General features: G+C 47.6%; 17 protein-coding genes. 14 read left to right on the top strand and 3 right to left on the bottom strand.

Annotated features, from left to right (window positions below; translation table 11 throughout):
* Window positions 1-121 precede the first annotated feature (121 nt).
* Together BMY78_RS29675 and gnpA are read left to right on the top strand one after the other, a co-directional pair.
* Window positions 122-1,141 (top strand): glycoside hydrolase family 88/105 protein, encoded by a 1,020-nt coding sequence (locus BMY78_RS29675; protein ID WP_090904824.1) that lies wholly within the window; start codon window positions 122-124, stop codon window positions 1,139-1,141.
* A 13-nt stretch (window positions 1,142-1,154) separates the two neighbouring features.
* On the top strand, window positions 1,155-3,329 hold the full coding sequence (gnpA, locus tag BMY78_RS29670; RefSeq protein WP_090904823.1) for a 1,3-beta-galactosyl-N-acetylhexosamine phosphorylase: 2,175 nt from the start codon (window positions 1,155-1,157) through the stop codon (window positions 3,327-3,329).
* Window positions 3,330-3,487: 158 nt separating this feature from the next.
* On the opposite strand, the gene BMY78_RS29665 is transcribed toward gnpA, so the two are convergent.
* Window positions 3,488-4,828 carry a lytic polysaccharide monooxygenase gene (locus BMY78_RS29665; protein ID WP_090904822.1) on the bottom strand — a complete coding sequence of 447 codons (1,341 nt, stop codon included), beginning with the start codon at window positions 4,826-4,828 and terminating at the stop codon, window positions 3,488-3,490.
* A 576-nt stretch (window positions 4,829-5,404) separates the two neighbouring features.
* On the opposite strand from BMY78_RS29665, the gene BMY78_RS29660 reads away from it, so the two are divergent.
* The gene (locus BMY78_RS29660) at window positions 5,405-6,397 is read left to right on the top strand and encodes a phosphotransferase (RefSeq protein WP_090904821.1); all 993 of its coding nucleotides are present in this window, start codon (window positions 5,405-5,407) and stop codon (window positions 6,395-6,397) included.
* 95 nt (window positions 6,398-6,492) lie between these two features.
* Here the strand turns inward: BMY78_RS29660 and BMY78_RS29655 are convergent, their stop codons facing one another.
* Window positions 6,493-7,482 (bottom strand): DUF4003 family protein, encoded by a 990-nt coding sequence (locus BMY78_RS29655; RefSeq protein WP_090904820.1) that lies wholly within the window; start codon window positions 7,480-7,482, stop codon window positions 6,493-6,495.
* 35 nt (window positions 7,483-7,517) lie between these two features.
* The gene (locus BMY78_RS33835) at window positions 7,518-7,883 is read right to left on the bottom strand and encodes a DUF6713 family protein (protein ID WP_090904819.1); all 366 of its coding nucleotides are present in this window, start codon (window positions 7,881-7,883) and stop codon (window positions 7,518-7,520) included.
* 168 nt (window positions 7,884-8,051) lie between these two features.
* On the opposite strand from BMY78_RS33835, the gene BMY78_RS29645 reads away from it, so the two are divergent.
* From BMY78_RS29645 to BMY78_RS29595, 11 genes are all read left to right on the top strand, one after another.
* Window positions 8,052-10,025: a serine hydrolase domain-containing protein gene (locus BMY78_RS29645; RefSeq protein WP_090904818.1), complete on the top strand. Its 1,974-nt coding sequence runs from the start codon at window positions 8,052-8,054 to the stop codon at window positions 10,023-10,025.
* 54 nt (window positions 10,026-10,079) lie between these two features.
* A complete protein-coding gene (locus BMY78_RS29640) occupies window positions 10,080-10,754 on the top strand; it encodes a response regulator transcription factor (protein ID WP_090904817.1) in 675 nt (224 codons plus the stop codon).
* Entirely contained in the window at window positions 10,751-12,103 is a 1,353-nt protein-coding gene (locus tag BMY78_RS29635) for a HAMP domain-containing sensor histidine kinase (RefSeq protein WP_090904816.1), read from the top strand. The genes BMY78_RS29640 and BMY78_RS29635 overlap by 4 nt, the downstream gene beginning before the upstream one ends.
* 168 nt (window positions 12,104-12,271) lie before the next feature.
* Window positions 12,272-13,123 carry a helix-turn-helix domain-containing protein gene (locus BMY78_RS29630; protein WP_090904815.1) on the top strand — a complete coding sequence of 284 codons (852 nt, stop codon included), beginning with the start codon at window positions 12,272-12,274 and terminating at the stop codon, window positions 13,121-13,123.
* A 174-nt stretch (window positions 13,124-13,297) separates the two neighbouring features.
* On the top strand, window positions 13,298-14,164 hold the full coding sequence (locus BMY78_RS29625; RefSeq protein WP_090904814.1) for a DUF6923 family protein: 867 nt from the start codon (window positions 13,298-13,300) through the stop codon (window positions 14,162-14,164).
* 45 nt (window positions 14,165-14,209) lie between these two features.
* A complete protein-coding gene (locus tag BMY78_RS29620; RefSeq protein ID WP_090904813.1) occupies window positions 14,210-15,577 on the top strand; it encodes an ABC transporter substrate-binding protein in 1,368 nt (455 codons plus the stop codon).
* Between the two features lie 129 nt (window positions 15,578-15,706).
* The gene (locus BMY78_RS29615; RefSeq protein WP_090904812.1) at window positions 15,707-16,597 is read left to right on the top strand and encodes a carbohydrate ABC transporter permease; all 891 of its coding nucleotides are present in this window, start codon (window positions 15,707-15,709) and stop codon (window positions 16,595-16,597) included.
* A 128-nt stretch (window positions 16,598-16,725) separates the two neighbouring features.
* Complete coding sequence (locus BMY78_RS29610) at window positions 16,726-17,535, top strand: carbohydrate ABC transporter permease (RefSeq protein WP_256222522.1); 810 nt, start codon at window positions 16,726-16,728, stop codon at window positions 17,533-17,535.
* Window positions 17,536-17,549: 14 nt separating this feature from the next.
* Window positions 17,550-18,404 (top strand): metallophosphoesterase family protein, encoded by an 855-nt coding sequence (locus BMY78_RS29605; protein ID WP_177185921.1) that lies wholly within the window; start codon window positions 17,550-17,552, stop codon window positions 18,402-18,404.
* Window positions 18,401-19,609: a Gfo/Idh/MocA family protein gene (locus tag BMY78_RS29600; protein ID WP_090904809.1), complete on the top strand. Its 1,209-nt coding sequence runs from the start codon at window positions 18,401-18,403 to the stop codon at window positions 19,607-19,609. Before BMY78_RS29605 ends, BMY78_RS29600 begins: the two co-directional genes overlap by 4 nt.
* The gene (locus BMY78_RS29595) at window positions 19,606-20,127 is read left to right on the top strand and encodes a GNAT family N-acetyltransferase (protein ID WP_090904808.1); all 522 of its coding nucleotides are present in this window, start codon (window positions 19,606-19,608) and stop codon (window positions 20,125-20,127) included. Before BMY78_RS29600 ends, BMY78_RS29595 begins: the two co-directional genes overlap by 4 nt.
* The last annotated feature ends 199 nt before the right edge of the window (window positions 20,128-20,326 follow it).

Below are 20,326 nucleotides of genomic sequence, written 5' to 3'. Positions count from 1 at the left end.
ATATGCTTAGATTGACACTATTTTACTGCGTACAATGGAATAAGTAAAGCGTTTTCAAACTATGGACGGGCAGCTCTCAAGCACATTTGGGGGCGTGTGCGCTACGAGAGGGGAACCACCGATGCTTCAAGTGAAATATGACAGGGAAGAAATTTTAAACGTTATGGATAACGTTACGAAAAAAACACTGGCGATGGATTTGACGTGGGATTGGCCTTGCGGTGTGGCATATTATGGTGTATCCAGAGCTTATCAAACGACAGGAAATCAAGAGTATTTGGACAGGCTTGTCCAATGGGCGGATGAATATATCGAGCTGGGCTTGCCGGACTGGACCGTAAATACATGTGCCATGGGCCATATGCTGATTACTTTATATGAAGGAACAGGGAACCAAAAATACTGGGATATTGTAATGAGCAAGGTGGATTATCTACAAAATCATGCGCTTCGATTCGGAGATAACGTGCTTCAGCATACAGTATCCATTGCCAATGATTTTCCCGAGCAGGCATGGGCGGATACCTTGTTTATGGCCGCATTTTTCCTGCTCCGTGTAGGAAGCAAATTAAAAGATCAGGACATGATCCAGGATGCCCTGAATCAATATTACTGGCATATCAAATACCTGCAAGATCCGAGCAGCGGCCTCTGGTACCACGGCTACAATAACGTTAACAAGGACCACATGTCCGGATTATATTGGGGAAGAGCGAACGCTTGGGGCGCTTACACCATGTCGCAAGTAAAACCACAGTTGAAGGACTGGTATCTATATCCACAGTGCATGGACGTGGAGTGCTCACTGCGGGATCAACTGGCAGCTCTGAAGCTCGTGCAGACAGAGAATGGCTTGTGGCGGACAGTTCTGGATGACGAGCAGTCGTATGAAGAAGTGTCGGCTTCCGCTGGTATTGCAGCAGCCATGATCAATAACGGTAATCCGCTGCATACCAAATACGTTCAAAAGGCATTGGAAGGTATCCTAAACAACATTAGCGAAGACGGGCGTGTACTAGGTGTATCGGGTGGTACAGCGGTGATGAAGGATCGGGAAGGATATCGCAATATTCCAAAAGACTGGATTCAGGGCTGGGGTCAGGGCCTGGCGCTCGCTTTCCTGTCCGACATGTTGAAATAGGGAGGGAACCAAGTTGTCCAAACCAATCAAAGGCTCCTTTACACTACCCGGCGAATCCGGTTATGAGGCACTGACTTTGGAACTTGCCGAACGGTGGGGTGCCGATGTCATTCGTGACAGTGATGGCACACAATTATCCGATGAGATTATTAATGCGGGATATGGCATTTATTCGACTATCTGTATTATCCGGGATCATAATGAGTGGGCATCCCAAAATCGAGATAAGCTCCAGCAATGTTTTCTTATTACGAATCCGAAGGTAGCTGTACAAGATTATGTATCGTTCTATCTGATGGAGGATTTTTTTGCTGAGCAATTCAAGGTGAATGATTCCAAAGAAGCGTTTAAGTATTGGCAGGTCTTTGACCGGACAACCGGGGAGGAAGTGCCAAGAGGACAGTGGAATTATGAGAGGGAATCCGGCCATGTGGTCATTACTGGCATCGTTCCTTGGCATAAATACACGGTAAGCTTCATGGCCTATCGGATCTGGGAAGAGATTTCGATGTACAATCACACCACGAACCACTGGGACAAAGAGCATTTGATGCAAATTGATCCGATCTATTCAGAAACGCAGACATATCTGCTGGATTGGATGGAGGACTGGTGTCAGCAGCATCAGGAAACAACGGTGGTTCGTTTTACCTCATTGTTTTATAATTTCGCCTGGATCTGGGGCAGCAACGAGCGTAATCGCCATCTCTTCTCGGATTGGGGCTCATACGATTTCACGGTAAGTTCGAGAGCGTTGGATCTGTTTGCTCAAAAATATGGGTATTCACTCTCGGCTGAGGATTTTGTGAATGGCGGCAAATATCGGGTCACTCATATGCCTGCGGATCAGCGCAAGCTGGACTGGATGGCATTTATCAATGATTTTGTGATCGAATTTGGGAAGAAGTTAATTGATATCGTGCATAACCACGGCAAGCTGGCGTATGTCTTCTATGATGACAGCTGGGTTGGCATGGAGCCTTACAATGACCGCTTTCAGGAGTTTGGATTCGATGGGATGATTAAATGTGTGTTCTCCGGTTATGAGGCAAGGATGTGTTCAGGTGTTAACGTGGATACCCATGAGATTCGTCTGCATCCCTACTTGTTTCCGGTGGGTTTAGGCGGACTTCCTACCTTTAAGGAGGGAGGAGACCCCACGCTGGATGCCAAAAAGTATTGGATCAATATCAGACGCGCTTTGCTCAGAGAGCCGATTGACCGGATTGGATTGGGTGGATATCTGCATCTGGTTGAACCTTACCCGGACTTTTGCGATTATATCGAGAAGATTGCGGACGAGTTCAGGGAAATAAAAGAGCTGCATCATGAAGGCAAGCCCTATCAGATTAAGACGAGGGTAGCGGTTCTGCATAGCTGGGGCAAATTAAGATCGTGGACATTGTCCGGTCATTTCCATGAAACGGTTATGCATGACTTGATTCATGTTAATGAAGCCTTTTCAGGCTTACCGGTTGAAGTGCAGTTCATTGATTTTGAAGATATCCGACAGGGCGTACTGCAGCATATAGATGTCGTGATCAATGCCGGCTCTGCCGGTTCAGCTTGGAGCGGCGGAGAACATTGGAATGACCACCAATGTGTGGACCTGCTGACCAAATGGGTGTATGAGGGCGGTGCCTTTATTGGCATCAACCAGCCATCGGCGGTAGAAGGGTACGACAGCTTTTTCAGAATGGGACATGTTCTTGGGGTGGATGAGGATACTGGCGCTAGGGTGGTTCATGGGAAATGGACATATGAGACTCGTGATGAGCATGGTTTGTTGCCAGAAGGGGCAAGAATAACGCCGAAACGAAACATATATCTTACCGATGGAACAGCTGCTGTGGTGGATGAAACGGATGGTATGATCACATTGTCTGCACATGATTTTGGTAAAGGAAAAGGAATCTACCTGCCTTCATTCGAATTCAGTTGGGAGAATACCAGATTGCTGCTGAATCTGATTCGCTTTGCAGGTCATGAATTCCATGATTCGAAGTACATCACGGGTAACTTATTTACAGAGTGTACTTATTATCCGGAGAGTAAAATATTGGTCGTCATTAACAATAGTGATCAAGTTCAAACGACGACGATTGATACCGAGTATGGGAAACTTACTGTGGAATTAGATCCGTATGACACCAAGATCACCTATATTGGCTTGATAAAATCGGTATAGAAACATAAAAAGCAAGCAATAAGACGTTCGGGACTAATACCTGTAGCGTCTTATTCTGCATGCTGTAATTCACAGCCGATCCCTTAAATATGGACCGGCTATGGTAGTAATCAGAATCTAAATGATGTTCTTTATAACTAATTCTCCAGTCAATCCACTTATTGCAGCTGCCAGAGGGTTGGTGTTGCCGAAGGGATCCAATCCACTTGAGACGTGTGTGTAAGGAGGCATTTGTACGTCAGGTTATTGTAGCTCACGATTGTGCCTACTGTGTATTGCGTATTGGCTGCCCATGCAGGTGCAGTAGCAGCTGCGGCTGTTTTACCGCTGATTGTGCTAGCCGCAGATTGGTTGCCTGCTGCATCAACAGCATAAACCGAGAAGTTGTAGGTTGTGTTCGCTTCAAGATTGGTTACCGTATAAGACGTTGCCGTCCCGGATGTCGTTGTAACCAAAGTAGAGCCGTTATAAATTTTGTACCCTGTCACTCCTACATTATCCGTGGATGCCGTCCACATCAGTTGAATGCTGGAGGCGGTTGGTGTTCCCATCACATGCAGCCCGCCTGGAGATGTGGGTGCGGTAGTGTCGTTTGCAGGAGGTGCAGTTGTGGTAACGCTTACACTATTACTGGCTGCAGATTCATTGCCTGCTGCGTCGACTGCTTTGACCGTAAAGGTATAAGCCGTGCTTGCTGTAAGCCCTGTTACGGTATAGCTTGTAGTTGTGCCGGATACATTGCCTATTAAGGTAGTCCCGTTGTAAATTTTATATCCCGTTACGCCTACATTATCTGACGAAGCCTTCCACGATAAGGGTGTACTGGTCGCAGCAGTTGCAGTTGCTACAAGTGAAGTTGGAGGTGTCGGTGCCACATGATCAACCGGGTTCGTCCCGGAGAAGTTTACGTCGATGACGTTATAGAAGGCGTTGGGAGTATCCGCAACCTCCCAGACTGCTAGAATGACATGATAACCGCTACGTTCGGGAACGTTGCATGAGTTGGTGTAGCTAAATGGTGGTTGGCTTCCATTATAGGGAACTGAACAGAACGGTGTCAGGTCAAACGAATCACGGGATAGAGGTGCATTCGGATTCCAGTTCGTTTTCGTAATATAATATTTCCAGCTTGCCGTTGAATGGTTCGCTGTCAGCTTCCAAGTAAACGTATTACTGCCACTAGACATATTCACTTTTGACCAACGTGTAGCGGATTGCTCATCGAGCTTAGGGAAGACGCCATTAGCGCTTGCAATATGGCCATCCGTAGGTCCTGCAGCAGGGAAGCCCTTAGGCGCTTCAAGGCTTTGGGGTTCATAGACGATACTGCCGCAATCTTGATTGACTCCCGAAGCACACAGTGCAGCTCGGCTCGCTGGCCCTTCTACGTAACCATGGGACAACGCCTTTGGACTGTTGAACAGCATGCTTACCGTTGTAAGCACCAGCAGACCGCAAATCAATACTAGCTTGGAAGACGGTACAATGAATCTGAACATTCGATAGCCTCCTGTATCATTTTTTTATATAAACTCAAGGAAGAGCTTATATCGTAATTAAGGAAGTGCTATACCATATATGGATATTGTTTAACAAAGAAATCGATATACGGGAATTTCTAAAGTTATTGTAAAGGACGCACATTTGCCGAACAAGGATAAATTTGATAGATCATCCAGTTATTCAAGAGTTAGGCAGGTACACAAAAAGGCCTTTGTCGGAGAGATCATCTCTCCACAAAAGCCTGAACAGGGTAAAGAACAACGTGATTCATTTTAGGATAAACAAAGGTATTATGGTCAATGCCCTGGTCGGTAAACCGTTTGTCGAGCTTCATGTTGTCGGAAAATAAATCTTCATGGGTTCCGATGAAATATACTTAAGGTCAAGGCTGGAAAGAGATTATTGCGTATAAAAGAGGCGGGATAAATTCAGCTAAACATTTGCCCGATTGAATATATATTCTGGAAAATAAATTAAAAATATACTATGTTATAGATTAATAGATGAAAGGATCATTTATTTGTAACTATTGCGGCTTAGTGATAATTATATCAAACAGAAGGAGCATACATATGTTCAATCAACTGACTGCTTTACGTTCAGTGCTCAATCCTAAATATCTGGAGCTTGCATTGAGTGATCAATACGACATCGGATCGTGGGAAGAATGTTTATTTTGGCTGAGAGGGTTAAATGATACCTACCGGGTAACTACATCTACTGGCATGTATATTCTGCGAGTCTACCGTACTGAAATTACGGAGGCTGATGTTCAGTACGAACTCTCCCTGTTATCTCAATTAAAGGGCATTCTAGGTTCATCTGTACATACCGATATTGGAGAATACATCGAGAAGAAAGATCATACTGGATATACGGTGTTGCAGGCCGCGGAAGGCAAGCGGTTTGCTGTAATGTTTCGGTATATTGAGGGTATGGAGAACAACCTTGAAGATGAACAGTCTTGTTACGCTTTTGGTCAGTCTGCGGCTGAGCTGCATAAAGCGATGGACCAAGTCGTATTGGAGCAGCCGCGATATGAGTTGGATACGAAGTTTCTCATTGACGAGCCTCTGGAACGAATCATCAACTACATCGGTGGAAAAAATGAAGCATCATCATTCCTACATACGTTTGCCACAACGTTAAAAGAACGCATCGGTGCCGCTTCCAGACAAGACCTGGACTTTGGTTTGTGCCATGGCGATATGCATGGGAACAATAACGCTTTTCAACAGGGCAGTCAGTTCATCCATTATGACTTTGAGTGGGCGGCTAATGGTTGGCGTGCCTACGATCTGGCGCAGGTGAAGGCTCGAAAGAGACAGTCTGGTGAGCAAAAAGAAGCGTTATGGAATGCGCTCATGGCAGGATATCGTTCCGTTAGAAGCTTCTCTACCCAAGAGGAACAGGCCGTTGATCTCTTTATTGTTGCTCGCCGATTCTGGGTGATGGGTCTGGATGTTGCTTTTATCGAGAGTGATATGGGTGCGCTGGATTACGGTTCGGATTGGCTCAATAGTTTCGTGAAAGAGTTCCGGGATACGGGGATTGTTCAGCAGTGATGACTTACAGCAATGATATACTCCAATGAAGAAGGCCTTCTGGATGTTTCCAGAGGGCCTGTTTTATTTTGTAAGATGCATTTCATGACCTTCACTTAGTTCGATGAAGTCGAAGCTACGACGGCAGCCGATGTTGCAGCAGCGGCCATGGCGGCCTGTTGGGCAATGATAATGTTCGTGATGCTAGTGGAGACCGTCGTGGTCAGGACGCCGTTTCGAAGATCCTCCACATATTGCACTGCCGCCAGCGAGGACGAGAGCAGCAGCAACTCCTGTTTGTTGATTGACCAGGCACCAAAGCCCTTCTGTGTACGCAACCACTCATACGTTTCCTCAACTTGTTCTACCAGCGTATCTCTGTCAGCGGGCAGTAGAGAGAGGATCCCCAGAGCCGGCAGGGTGTACATTTTGTCTAATCGTATTCCCCGTCTGCGGAATGCCTCATTTAACGCTATCACATGAGTGCCCGCCTCCGGATTATCATCGCCTAGGACCAGCACCTGTGTTAATGCCTGCACACTATTGCCTGGTGAGAACTCAGGTTTTAATTCTGCATAGAGCTGCTCCATACGAGTCACACCGAATTCCACGTCGAGATCGGAAAGGGCCAGCATGGCAGCGAAAATATAGTCGTCCTGTCCGGTAAGAAAGCGGTGTTGGGCTTTCATGTGATCATAAAATGCTTTGGCTCGTTCGACCATATGCTCGAATTGGTCAGGCGCCGCGTGAGCTGCAATCTGATAGGCGGCAATAACCAGAAAATCGGACGTACGAAATTTTATTTTTTTCATCAGATCATAGATAAGGAGGGTGTCATCCAGTTTCTTTTCCTGATCTGTTGTAAGCGAGAGCAAGGTGGCAACGCTGATCGCCGAATTTCCCCTGAAGGCCGAGAAGAGATTGGTATTTTGCTTAATCAATTCATGACTATTACGGATGGCCTCCCCATCGGCTTGTTTATTTTCCGCTGCATAGAGTAGGGCTGCCAGACGGTGCATCATCACATTTTGCCACTTGAATGATTTCTTGATGATCTGAGTGTTGGTGACGAATAATTCGACTCGTGCAGCATGTTGCTCTTGCATAAGCAGACCTCCCGAATGATTGGACTTTTCTGAAATTACAATAATAAAGCTAACAAATGGATGGCCCCAATAATCCCCATGGGGTAAATGAATGATCTGGAAAATGAATTCTTAAATTCATTACGAGGGTGTTTTTCGAAAAATAGGTGTAGTACCGCATGAATGATGAAAAATATATCGAGCACCCAGAACGTAATCGTTTGATATGAGCTGAAAAGCAGTGCGAGTATGACGGTGTAGAGTGGTAGGTGAACACATGTGAAGTATTTATAGGCTTTTTCATCTTCCATATCTTTCAGCACGATAAACAATTTCCACTCAGATCGTCTAATGGCGTCCATTTCGTGCAGTAGAAATAAAGATAAATTAAACAAAAATAAGACTAGTAAAAAGTCAGGCATACCCCTTCTCCCTTTCTAAACAACCTTCCCCTATGTTACTAAACCCAATTCTATTTGGCAAAATATGAAAAAAATATTCACGCTCCGTTCATACGTTCCTGATATGCTCTCGAAAGAAAGCCGAGGAACAGCGATCAAACAAAATATGCGGAGTGGTGGAGGTTGGTTATGTCATCATCGATAAGGAAAATGGTTTGCAAAATGATGTTACTGGTATTGTTGGGTACTACGCTAGGGGCAACTTGGTTAGGGATTAAAGCTCCCTTATCAGCAGAGGCTTATTCCTCCGGATTGGGTTCTGGTACACAAGAGAAGAGAGTCGCTGTTAATCTGGATGACAAAGACCAGCTAGCAGCTTTCATTGATGGGATTATGGATGTGCAAATGGGTTCTTTACAGATTCCGGGCGCAGTCATTTCAATTGTGAAGGATGGAAAGGTTCTGCTCTCCAAAGGGTACGGACATTCGAACATCAAAGAAAATAAACCCGTTGATCCCGAGACCAGCCTGTTTCGGATTGCGTCGACCACAAAGCTGTTTACATGGACCGCTGTGATGCAGCTGGTTGAGGCGGGAAAGCTTGATCTGGACACTGACGTGAACACCTATCTGAAAACGGTGAAAATACCACCAACCTATGCGGAACCAATTACGCTACGTCATCTCTTGACCCATACGGCAGGCTTTGAAGAAGGTGGTGTCGGATATCAGATTACCACTGATCTAGAGAAGCTCCCCGTCTCCATTGAAGAAACAATGGCAAACCATATGCCAGCGAGGGTCATGCCGCCAGGCGCGATGCTGGCCTATTCCAACTATGGGGCCTCACTCGCGGGACTTATCGTCGAAGAAGTTAGCGGCATTGCTTATAATGATTATATACAGAACAATATATTTGATCCGCTGAGCATGAAGTATGCTACGGTGGAGGAGCCTGTTCCGGCATCGTTGAAGCCTTATGCCGTACTTGGATATGCCCGAGCCAATGGCGAGTATGTAACCAAGCCCCCTACGTTTGAAGGTGGCTTCCGACCAGCAGGATCAGGCAGTGTCTCGGCGAATGATATGGCTCATTTCATGATTGCCCATCTACAGGACGGGCGATATGAGGATAAGCAAATTCTCAAGCCGGAAACCGCCAGGCTCATGCATTCCCCGGCATTCCAGTTTGACGAACGTTTACCCGCCATGGACTTGGGCTTTTATGAGCTGAATATGAATGGACTGCGTGTGATCTCTCATGGAGGTGCCGACGAGCTGTTTAATACAGCGCTCTATCTTGTACCAGACCAACAAGTCGGCATATTTGTTTCCTATAGTGGAGGTGACGGTGGAACGGCAGCAGGAGGATTGGCGCAAGCCTTCTTTGATCGTTACTATCCTGCCCATATGACGAAGCAGCCTGCTGCAACCTCTATTGAACTGGGGGAGCCTTTGGAGAAATATGCAGGTTCCTATCAATTTACACGTCGTAATCACACGAAGATCGATACGTTTTTCAGTTTTCTGACTCAGATCAATATTGAAGTTTCAGATAATCGGTTGTCAATTGGAAGTGGTGCAGATCAGCAAGTATACACTCCGATTGGAGTGAATCTATTCCAAGAAGTCGGCGGGAAGCATCAGATGGGATTCCGTACGGATACAGAGGGCAAGGTCACGTATCTGTTTCTGGATATGCTCAACCCCATGCCACTGGAGCCAACCCCGTTAATCAATCAATCGAAGTTTTGGCTTCCGCTGCTCGGTATAACTGCCGTTCTGTTCATTACCGTACTACTGGGAGCTGTTTATCGCAGACGCCAAATCAAAGCGATGCCAAGGGCGCAGAAATGGGCAGTCCAGCTGACGGTAGTTACGTCCGTGTGGTCATTGGTGACCTTGGGAGCCACACTTTTGGTGATGAACATCGATCTGATCGATCGACTCAGTCATATTCCACTATCTCTACGTCTTTATCTGTTCATGCCTCTGATTCTTGTGGGATGGAGTGTGGCAATCGTAACGATGAACGTTCTGGCATGGAAAAACAAATATTGGACGTTACCTAAGCGTGTGTACTATACGTTCGTAACTCTAGCAGCAGTAACCTTATGTTTATTTTTCTATCATTGGAATCTGTTGGGCTGGCATTTTGGATGAACCCTTCACCCAGGTGGAAGAGGATAAGAAATCTATTGGAGGCATGCATTTCATATGACCCAAATCCTTGTCGTGGACGACGATGTGCATATTCGTGAGCTGATAACCTTGTTTTTGCGGAATGAGGGATTTGAGATCGTGGTGGCTAAAGACGGTGCAGAAGCATTGGATATTGTTGAGAAATCCCCAATTGATCTGGTTATTCTCGATATTATGATGCCAAAATTGGATGGATGGGAGCTATGCCGGGAGATTCGGCGCATGAATCTGAATATGCCGCTCTTGATGGTTACGGTCAAAGGGGAATCGGCTCAGAAAGTAAAGGGATTCCAGCTTGGAACAGATGATTATCTGACGAAGCCCTTTGACCCGCTGGAGCTTGTGATGAGAGTGAAAGCATTGCTGAAACGTTATCTTATTGTTTCTTCCCAGACCATTCAATTGGGGGGCATTATGCTGAATCGCCGCAGCTTTCAAGTGATTCGAGGGGAAGAGACGCTCAATCTGCCTCTAAAGGAGTTCGAATTGCTGTTCATGCTGGCGAATCAGCCTGGGCAGATTTTTACCCGGGAACAGTTAATTACGAAAATCTGGGGGAGCGACTATGAAGGGGATGACCGGACGGTTGACGTTCACATTAAGCGTTTAAGGGAAAAATTCGCTGACGATGCACACCATTTTCAGATTGAAACGGCCCGAAGTCTGGGTTACCGGTTAGTGATCACATGATCAAGACCTTATACGTTCGCATCATTTTCACATTTCTGGTTGTCATTATCTTCAGTCTGCTGTCGTCTTTCCTCATAGGGCTCTTTCTGTTCAAAAAAGAAGTAAACCATATTGGTCAGAATGACATGATTGCAGCAGGTGAGGAAATGATACGTCTCTATGAACAAACACACCCGGAGGACCGGGAGGCATTCATTAAAAGTATGGTGAAGATATCCACCTATCCCATTCACCTATATGACGTTTCCGGCAACGTAACATACTATGATCTGGACAATACGGAGACCGTTCAAATTGCACCAGAGGTGGTTCAAATGGTATTGCAGGGTCAGGTCTATCGTTCTCCGGCTGAGGTGGATCAGACGTTTATCGGTCTTCCTTTCCCATTTGAAGGGGAGCCTCAAGCCGTGTTTATGCAATTTTCCCCGCAGAACGAAAATATCATTAATCGGATGGTCTTCCTGATATTATTACTCGCACTGTTTATCGGAAGCCTATGTATTTTTATTGCTGCAAGGTACTTGGTGAGACCGATTCAGGTATTGACTCGTGCAACCAAGCAGCTGGCAAAGGGTGATTTTGACGTGGAAATCCAAACGAAACGTGTGGACGAAATGGGAGCTTTGACACACAGTTTTAATGAGATGGCGAGTGAGCTCAAACAGTTGGAACAGATGAGACAGGATTTTGTTTCCAATGTATCTCATGAGATTCAAACCCCGCTGACCTCTATTTCCGGATTTGCCATGGCGATGAAAAATAGTAGTCTAGTAGCTGAGGCTGATCGTAATTATTATCTGGATATCATTATAACGGAGAGTGGGCGGCTATCCAGACTTAGCGATAATCTGCTGGAGCTTGCATCTCTGGACTCCGATCATCATCCGTTCGAGGCGGCTACCTATAATCTTGATGAGCAAATCCGGCAAATTATCGTTACCTGCGAGCCGCAGTGGTCCACCAAAAATATTCAGGTTCATCTGGAGTTGGCAGAACCGATTCAAGTTACAGCAGATCGGGATCAGCTCAATCAGGTTTGGATGAATCTGCTGGGGAACAGCATCAAGTTTACGCCAGCAGGTGGGCATATTCATATACGGACGCATCAGGTAGAGAACAAAATTCTCATCACGATAACGGATACGGGCATTGGAATAGCGCCAGAGCAGCTGGATTATGTGTTTGATCGGTTTTATAAAACAGATCTGTCGCGAAATCGCAGCATCAGCGGTAACGGTCTGGGCCTTGCGATCGTCAAAAAAATTGTAATGATCCATCACGGAACGGTTGAAATTCAAAGCCAGGAGGGTGAGGGTACGACGGTGCTGGTTCATCTGCCTTTAGCATAGTCACTTCAAACGCGCCACGGTTGGCGTGTTTTTTTATTTTTGCTGAAGCTTTAGATCAAACAACAAAGCAGTCAGCTGGCTCCACCTTCGAAAAAGAGAAACTCTTTTACCCACAGTTTATACATCCCGCATAGTAGATTGCTAACGTGATGAAAAGGGGTGATAAGGATGAGAACAACCGAAAGAGCATATCCTGCTGACAACCAGCCTGTACTCACGAGCCATACCCTTGGATGGGATCATCTGCAGGTGTCCCGGTGGCCGAGTCCTCAGCATGCTGCCGGGTGGCTTACCGGAACGAAGCATCAGATTGCCATACATTGTTCGGCTTACTATGAGAACTATTACACCATTCATATCCTGCCTGCCGGAGAACCCGTTCTCTGTTCCTGGGGAAAGGCCTCCCTGTATTTCCTGCAGATCGAAATCCCGCCTTCCTATCTGGAGCACATCGCACGTGAATCGGGACTGCTAAAGGAAGGGTATATTCAGTTGGAAATGAAGTATTATGTCAAGGACCCCAAGCTGCTGCAATTAGGACTCTGGTTGCTTGAAGAGCTGCAGAATGGCGGCAGACAAGGAAAGATATATAGTGATTCACTCTCCAATATGCTCATCCTGCATCTCCTGAACCATTATTCTCAGGTATGCACGAACAGCACCCCCTCCAGAATGACGGCCAATCAGGAAATTTATCAGTCCATAGAATATATGAAGGAAAATTTGGAGGCGGAGCTCTCCATTCAGGAGCTGGCAGACAAGGCTGCCCTGAGCCTGTCCCATTATATTCGGCTGTTCAAACAGCAGACGGGGCATACACCGCATCATTATCTGATTCGCCTGCGGATTGAACATTCCAAGCTGCTGATCAGCAAGGGAGAGTACGGGCTGAAGGAAATTGCCGACCGTGCCGGTTTCTCTGATCAGGGTCACTTCACAAGAATGTTCAAGCGGATTGCTGGAACGACGCCCAAACAGTATATGAACGAGGTTTCTTCGAACCGGATCATTCTAAAATGATTGTTTTGTTCAATAAAAACCGCATTTTGTCCAACAGACGTCCTTATCCTGAAAGCTACAATTAGTTTAAGCCGATCGGGAAGTGAATCCCGCTGGCTAAAATGGAGGTCACTGCTTCTATAATGGACGAGCCATTATTTGGAGCAGACCCACAATTCAGGAGGCGTTAATATCATGAAACTGAGAAGAGTGTCAGGCTGGGTCTGTGCGGGAGTGTTAATTGCAGGTTCTCTTACATCAGGAGCATGGGCGGTGCCCGTATCGGCCGAAGCTGCGGAAAATGCGGTATATGCTGCACAGGCGGCTGAATCCTGGCATGAGGTGTCCAAGCAAACCTTTTGGCTGACGGATGCCTTTGAGCGTGGACAAGGCGTCACAACAGATGGAAACTCATGGATTTTCAACTCCCAGCTTGGTTTATTAAAGACGGCACTGGACGGTAAGACGGTTCAGAAACGAAATGCGGTAGCGATCCCGGCTGAGATAGCAGTGCAGGGCGGTGACCACATTGGTGACATTTCCTATTACAACGGGTTGATTTATGCTCCTATTGAAGACAGCAAGAAATACGAGCATCCCTACATTGCCGTCTATAATGCCTCCACACTTCAATATACCGGAACCTCCTATGCGCTTCCGCTGAACCTTCATCCCGGTGGTGTGCCATGGGTAGCCGTAGATGCCGATCGCGGTCAGGTCTATACGGCCCAGTGGAACAATGCCCCGGTGCTGAATGTGTTTCGACTCAGTGACATGTCCTTAATCAAAACCGTACCGCTTAGTCAAACGATTGATCGCATTCAAGGCGCAGAGATGTATAATGGTGCGCTTTATGCTTCCTCCGATAATAATTCCAAGAAATCCGTCTACCGGATTGATCCGGATACCGGAGCTGTCACGCTGGCCTTTGACCGGAACCTCGGAAGTAGTAATGAAGCACAAGGCATCACTGTACTTCCAACAGCCGAAGGTGCTGTCCTGCATATCCTTGATGTAGACTCCAACCGTGTAAGCATGAATTTCAGACATTATGCATTTTAAACAGAGCCAATTGGAACGCTCGGCACATATGAGGGGAGAAAACAAATGCTGAAGCAGGGGAAAATGGCGCTGATTGCGCTGGGGTTAACGTTAATGCTGGTCGGGTGCAGTCAGGGAGGGGGGAATGCAGCTGATACCAAGGCGGGTACAGGTACAACGGCTTCAACAGCTAATCCAAACACCGCTTTGGATCAGACTCCCAAGGAGCCGGTTGAAATTTCATTCTATTACCCGGTGAACGTAGGCGGGCCGCTTACAAAGGTTATTGACGGGATGAGTGCATCTTTTATGGAGAAATTCCCGGATATTAAGGTTAAACCGGTCTATACCGGAAACTACGGAGATAATACGATCAAAATTCAGGCAGGTGTACAGGCCAAGCAGCCGCCGGATGTGGCTGTTATGATGTCGACTGAGCTGTACAGCATGATGGACACCGACGCCATAATTCCTCTGGATGATTTTATCGCCAAGGATGCGGACTATAACAAGGATGATTTCTATCCGGCATTTGTGGAGGATACCCAAGCGGATGGACATACGTACAGTGTACCGTTCCAGCGAAGCACAATTATTTTGTATTACAACAAAGAGATGTTCAAAGCTGCTGGTCTGGACCCGAACAAGCCGCCAACAAACTGGGATGAGCTGGTGGAATATGCCGGGAAGCTGAATCGTGATGGACATACAGGGATGGAGATTCCGGGGAATGATGATTCCTACTGGATGTTCCAGATGCTAGCCCGCCAAAATGCGAGCGATCCCAAGCAAAGCATTATGGGGGACGACGGCAGAAAGGCCAATTTTAATACGCCGGAGAACGTCGAAGCTCTGCAATTCTGGCTTGATTTGTCCCGTAAGTACAAGGTAATGCCGGAAGGGGTTATTGATTGGGCGGCTACGCCAACCGATTTTATTGAAGGCAAAACGGCTATGATGATGCACACCAGCGGCAACTTGACGAACGTAAAAACCAACGCCAAATTCGACTTTGGTGTAGCCTTCGCACCAGCCAATAAGCAATACGGATCGCCTACGGGCGGGGGAAACCTGTACATTTTCAAAGATACCACACCGGAGAAACAGGCGGCGGCTTGGGAATTCGCCAAGTATATGACTGCTCCGGAACAGGCCGCACTGTTCAGTTCTTCATCCGGTTATGTCGGGGTTCGCAAATCCGCCTACGATACGGAAGCCATGAAGGCGTACACCGATGAATTTCCGCAGGCACTCGTGGCCCGCGACCAGCTGCAGTATGCATTCAGGGAGTTATCCACGCATAATCACGGCAAGGTGTCCTCCGCACTGACCAACCAGATTCAATCCGCGCTGGCTGGCAAAATCGATGCCGCCGGTGCACTGAAGGCCGCACAAGAAGAAGCGGATCGTGTGCTCGCTCCTTTTAACAAATAAAACTGCTGAATTAGAACCTTCCTCAGTTATGATCCTGGCGGGAAGCCAAGACAGTGCTTCCCGCCGATATTTCTTTCCCCGTAGTTGCAGGGATGCAAGGCGCAGATCGTACAAGGAGGAGAATCGGGCATGAATACCCGCTGGAACGAAAAGCTTAGGCGGAACGGGTTTGGGTGGGGACTTGTGTTACCATCCCTTCTGTTTCTTGGCATGTTCACCTATTATCCGATGCTTAAATCGGCATGGCTCAGTCTGTTTGAGCAGAATTTGGCCGTACGCACGCCCGTATTCGTAGGAATGGACAACTATAAGGCATTGCTGCATAATCCTGTTTTTATTGAAGTGTTCCGAAATAACATCTGGTTTGCCGTCGGTACGGTTCCCGTCTCGATGGCGCTGGCCTTTGTAATGGCGTTGTTCGCAGATAAAGCGATCCGGGGCAAAGGTCTGGTCCGTATTGCTTTTTTCTACCCGAATATGATTCCAATGATCGCCGCTGCGAGCATTTGGCTGTTTCTTTATATGCCTCAGTTTGGTTTGTTTGCCCGGTTTGCTTCCTGGTTCACAGGAAGCGAGGTTAATCTGCTTGGCAATCCGGATACGGTGCTTGGCTCGCTGATTGTGATGACTGTCTGGAAGGAAGCCGGATATTTCATGATCTTTTATCTGGCTGGCTTGCAGCAAATTCCGAAAGATCTTTACGAGTCGGCCTCGGTAGACGGGATCGGCGTGTGGACGCAGCAGCTGCGGATCACCATACCATTGACGATGCCCACAACGCTGTTTGTCACCGTCGTCGCGATTACGAATGCCTTCAAATGGGTGGATCATCTGTGGATGATGACCAAGGGAGGGCCGGATCATGCCAGCAGCCTGCTTCTATATTATATCTATGAGACAACTTTTAGTTTCAATGACCAGGGGATGGCGGCGGCTATGACCGTGGTGATGATCGTTCTGCTTCTTGTAATATCCTGCTTCCAGTTTGCGGGATGGGAACGCAAAATTCATTACCAGTAGAAGGTGGAAGGTGAAAGGGGATAGGAATCATGAAAAATGCTGCCGAGCTGTCCTTGTCCGCTACATTGCGGCCAGAAAAGGCCAAGCAGTCGCTGAACGGGAAGTTTCGATCCGCAAGGCGCCGCCGGATGGCCGGACAAGCGTTGTGGCATGCAATTATGCTGTTGTTTGCTGCCGCTTGGCTGATTCCGCTATTGTGGATGCTGCGCAATGCCTTTCTTCCAAAGGATGCATCCATTGGTGCAGGTTGGTCCTGGAATTTTACGCTGGATAATTTCAGTCGGGTGTGGCAGGGGGCACCATTCGGACAATACATGTGGAATACGCTACTTGTAACCTCAGGAATATTTGCAGTTCAGATTGTTACATTAACCCTGGCCGCATATGCGTTTGCCCGCGTTGCTTTTGTTGGGCGCCATATTGTCTTTATGCTCTTTCTCGTCCAGATTATGGTCCCATCGGATGTACTCATTTTCTCTAACTACCAAATCATTAACGAGTTGGGACTGCTGGATACAAAGATCGGTATTATGCTGCCTTATTTTGCTTCTGCGTTTGGCGTGTTCCTCTTAAGGCAGGCCTTTAAACAGCTTCCTTACGAACTGGATGAGGCTGCGCGTGTAGAGGGCTGTTCTTCGCTCGGCATTTTGCTGCGTATTTATATACCACTGTCGAAGCCCGTCTATCTTTCGTTTGCGATCGTTTCCATCAGCTTTCATTGGAATGATTTTCTTTGGCCGCTTATTGTGACGAATTCCCCGGAAAATCGTCTGCTCACTGTAGGGCTAGCGATGTTTGCCAAATCAACCGAAGCAGGTGCACAGTGGACGGATGTCAGCGCAGCAACCCTGATTGTAACGGCGCCGATGCTGATTGGCTTTATGTTGTTCCAACGGCAGTTTATCAGCAGCTTTATGCATTCGGGCATCAAAGGATAAGGGAGATTATGATAATGAGACTGATTGTAATGGGCGATTTGCACTATTCTAGCGAGCTGATAGAGGCGGATGATCCGATGATTGAGGCCAGGGAGGCTTTCTATACCGGTTATCTGTCGGAGTTTTTGGCATTCTCCGCTGACTACCATCTGTCTATTGGTGACTTGACACATGCCGGTGAACCCTCGGAGTTCGATTTTATTATGAGTAAGGTTAAAAGTGAGCTATTGCAAGGTGAATTTTTATATGCGCTGGGTAATCATGACACGCATACCTGTTCCAAGGGCGATCTTCAGGCAATGACGGGGCAACATCGCTATCTGGCGATTGAAGAAGAGGAGGCGGTGCTGCTGGTACTGGACACTGCGCGTGAGAATCCCGACCATTGGGGCGGTATGATCGATGAAGAGCAGCTGAACTGGCTGCGGGGACAGATGAACAGGTACGGACAGAAGCCGCTGCTCGTGTTCGCCCATCATCCGGTATACGCTACAACGGCCAGATCCACGGAGCCGATGATGTCTCTTGATGCTGCACTCGATATCTGGTCGATACTGAATGAACATCAGGGACCGGGCATTTTCTTTAACGGACATAACCATGTTCAGTCTGTCTTCCAACGTGATCATTGGCATTTTGTACAATTGGCGGCTGTACCGGATATCCCAGCGGTGCTGCTCGTAAACCTTCAGGAGCAGCAGTTGAGCATCAATACTATTTTGCTGCAGGGGACACCGTATCAGGAGCTGGCGAACATTTTTGTCAAAGGCATGTATGATTATGAACCGCATCCAGATGCCAAAGGCGATGGTCATTCCACAGAACTGATTGTGTCACTATCCTCTCCGAAGAAAGGGATGACGCGATGACCCGCAAGCGAGTAAGGCTGGCTATAGTGGGAGGTAACCGGGGGGCAAGCTTTCTGAATGCCTTGCATTCTCTGGCTGACCGAATTGATCTGACGGCTACTTGTGATTTGAATGAACTGGTTCTGGAGCAGTGGAAAGGGATTTTCCCGGGGATCAGGACGTATAGCGACTATTCGGAAATGCTGCAGGACGCTTCCATTGATGCCGTCTTTGTAATTAGCCCCATGCATATGCATGCCAGGCATTCCATTGATGCACTGAACGCAGGCAAACATGTGTTAAGTGAGGTGATTGCTGTGCAGTCGCTTGAGGAAGCCTGGGAATTGGTCGAGACGGTGGAGCGCACAGGTTTGAAATATATGATGTCAGAAAACTATTGCTTCTCCAGGTCCAATCTTACGGTTAATTATATGGCGCAGCAAGGTTTATTCGGGGAGATTACCCATGTTGAGGGTGGCTATATTCATGATTTACGCCATCTGATTCATCATCCGGACGGCTCACTTACGTGGCGAGGACAGCTCCACCAGAATTATAACGGCGTCAACTATCCGACGCATTCGATTGGGCCAGCCGCGCAGTGGATCGGGCTGAATCAACCGGGAGGAGATCGGCTTAAAAGCATCTCGGCGCAAGTCTCCAAACCGAGGGCGCTGCAGAATTATTTCAGCGAGCAGTTTGGCAAGGATCATCCGGCTGCCCGTGAAGGCTACTGGAGTCAAGGGGATTCAGCCGTCGCCGCGCTGGTGACCGAGAATGGCGTTCTGATTACGCTGCGTATCGACTGGGTCTCCGTCCGGCCGCATAATAAAACTCATTATATGCTGCAGGGAACCAAGGGAGCTTACTTGTCCGCGCGTCATCCCTATGAGGAAGATCTCGTATGGCTGCAGAACCGCTCTCCGGTAAACGGAGAGGATGGCTCGGATGTATGGGAGAAAATGTCCTGTTATCAGCCCGAATATGATCATCCCAAATGGAAGCAGTGGGGGCACTTAGCGGCGGGAACGAAGCATGGCGGGGGTGATTTTCTGGTGCTGGAGGAATTCATCTCGGCGATTCAGGAAAACCGCAGCCCGCTGGTTGATGTGTATGATGCCGTGACCTGGAGCGCGGTCTTTTTCCTCTCGATGCAATCCGTGAAGCAGGGCGGGAACACGGTTCCATTTCCAGACTTTAGAGTAAAGGCAGGCTTTACAGGATGAGGGATGAACGCTCCAAGCTGGTCATGAAAAAGGATACTTTGGCAGATCTGCCGCAGCTGAACATACCGGAAGGTTACAGCTTGAGATCGTTTCAATCTGGTGATGTAACGGAGTGGGAGCATGTGATCCGAATTTCTTTTGCCAGGGAGATTGCCTTCGGCGACAAGATCGGATTTCAGCCACCGTTTTTGCCGGAGAAGATTCTGTTTCTCTGTTATCAGGGACTTGCTGTTGCCACTGCTGTAGCATGGGAGAAAGAGGATAGGGATATCAACTGTGGATATCTGCATATGGTGGGTGCTCTGCCGGGGCACTCCGGGAAAGGGCTTGGGTATACCATTGCACTGGCTGCCTTGCACCGAATGAGAGATGAGGGGAAGCAAGCGGCCCTGCTTGAGACGGATGACTTCAGGCTTCCTGCAATTGCAATCTATCTCCGATTGGGATTTGTTCCTTTATTCATGGAGGATGGGCACAGCAGCCGCTGGGAAAAGGTATTCAACCAACTGATGAGTTAACGCATCCTCATGACCGTTTTCACTCAGGGGAGCCAATGTAAATGAGAAGCGAACGCTCGGCCGATTGTTGCGCCGAGTGTTTATTTTTGCTTCAATTCCTTCATGACCAAACTTTTTCTGGCACGTGGGCAAGGAATGCATGATGTTGTTCAACCCCAGGTGCTATGATCTTCCGGAGCACGACGGATAGGCGGCATCA

The organism is Paenibacillus sp. OK076, from assembly GCF_900110055.1.
Lineage (GTDB): Bacteria > Bacillota > Bacilli > Paenibacillales > Paenibacillaceae > Paenibacillus.
This window is presented reverse-complemented; position numbering and strand designations above follow the sequence as displayed.

Coding starts and splice junctions, on each gene's coding strand:
- BMY78_RS29675 (WP_090904824.1), top strand. CDS start 122: ATGCTTCAAGTGAAATATGACAGGGAAGAAATTTTAAACGTTATGGAT.
- BMY78_RS29665 (WP_090904822.1), bottom strand. CDS start 4,828: ATGTTCAGATTCATTGTACCGTCTTCCAAGCTAGTATTGATTTGCGGT.
- BMY78_RS29660 (WP_090904821.1), top strand. CDS start 5,405: ATGTTCAATCAACTGACTGCTTTACGTTCAGTGCTCAATCCTAAATAT.
- BMY78_RS29655 (WP_090904820.1), bottom strand. CDS start 7,482: ATGCAAGAGCAACATGCTGCACGAGTCGAATTATTCGTCACCAACACT.
- BMY78_RS33835 (WP_090904819.1), bottom strand. CDS start 7,883: ATGCCTGACTTTTTACTAGTCTTATTTTTGTTTAATTTATCTTTATTT.
- BMY78_RS29645 (WP_090904818.1), top strand. CDS start 8,052: ATGTCATCATCGATAAGGAAAATGGTTTGCAAAATGATGTTACTGGTA.
- BMY78_RS29640 (WP_090904817.1), top strand. CDS start 10,080: ATGACCCAAATCCTTGTCGTGGACGACGATGTGCATATTCGTGAGCTG.
- BMY78_RS29635 (WP_090904816.1), top strand. CDS start 10,751: ATGATCAAGACCTTATACGTTCGCATCATTTTCACATTTCTGGTTGTC.
- BMY78_RS29630 (WP_090904815.1), top strand. CDS start 12,272: ATGAGAACAACCGAAAGAGCATATCCTGCTGACAACCAGCCTGTACTC.
- BMY78_RS29625 (WP_090904814.1), top strand. CDS start 13,298: ATGAAACTGAGAAGAGTGTCAGGCTGGGTCTGTGCGGGAGTGTTAATT.
- BMY78_RS29620 (WP_090904813.1), top strand. CDS start 14,210: ATGCTGAAGCAGGGGAAAATGGCGCTGATTGCGCTGGGGTTAACGTTA.
- BMY78_RS29615 (WP_090904812.1), top strand. CDS start 15,707: ATGAATACCCGCTGGAACGAAAAGCTTAGGCGGAACGGGTTTGGGTGG.
- BMY78_RS29610 (WP_256222522.1), top strand. CDS start 16,726: ATGGCCGGACAAGCGTTGTGGCATGCAATTATGCTGTTGTTTGCTGCC.
- BMY78_RS29605 (WP_177185921.1), top strand. CDS start 17,550: ATGAGACTGATTGTAATGGGCGATTTGCACTATTCTAGCGAGCTGATA.
- BMY78_RS29600 (WP_090904809.1), top strand. CDS start 18,401: ATGACCCGCAAGCGAGTAAGGCTGGCTATAGTGGGAGGTAACCGGGGG.
- BMY78_RS29595 (WP_090904808.1), top strand. CDS start 19,606: ATGAGGGATGAACGCTCCAAGCTGGTCATGAAAAAGGATACTTTGGCA.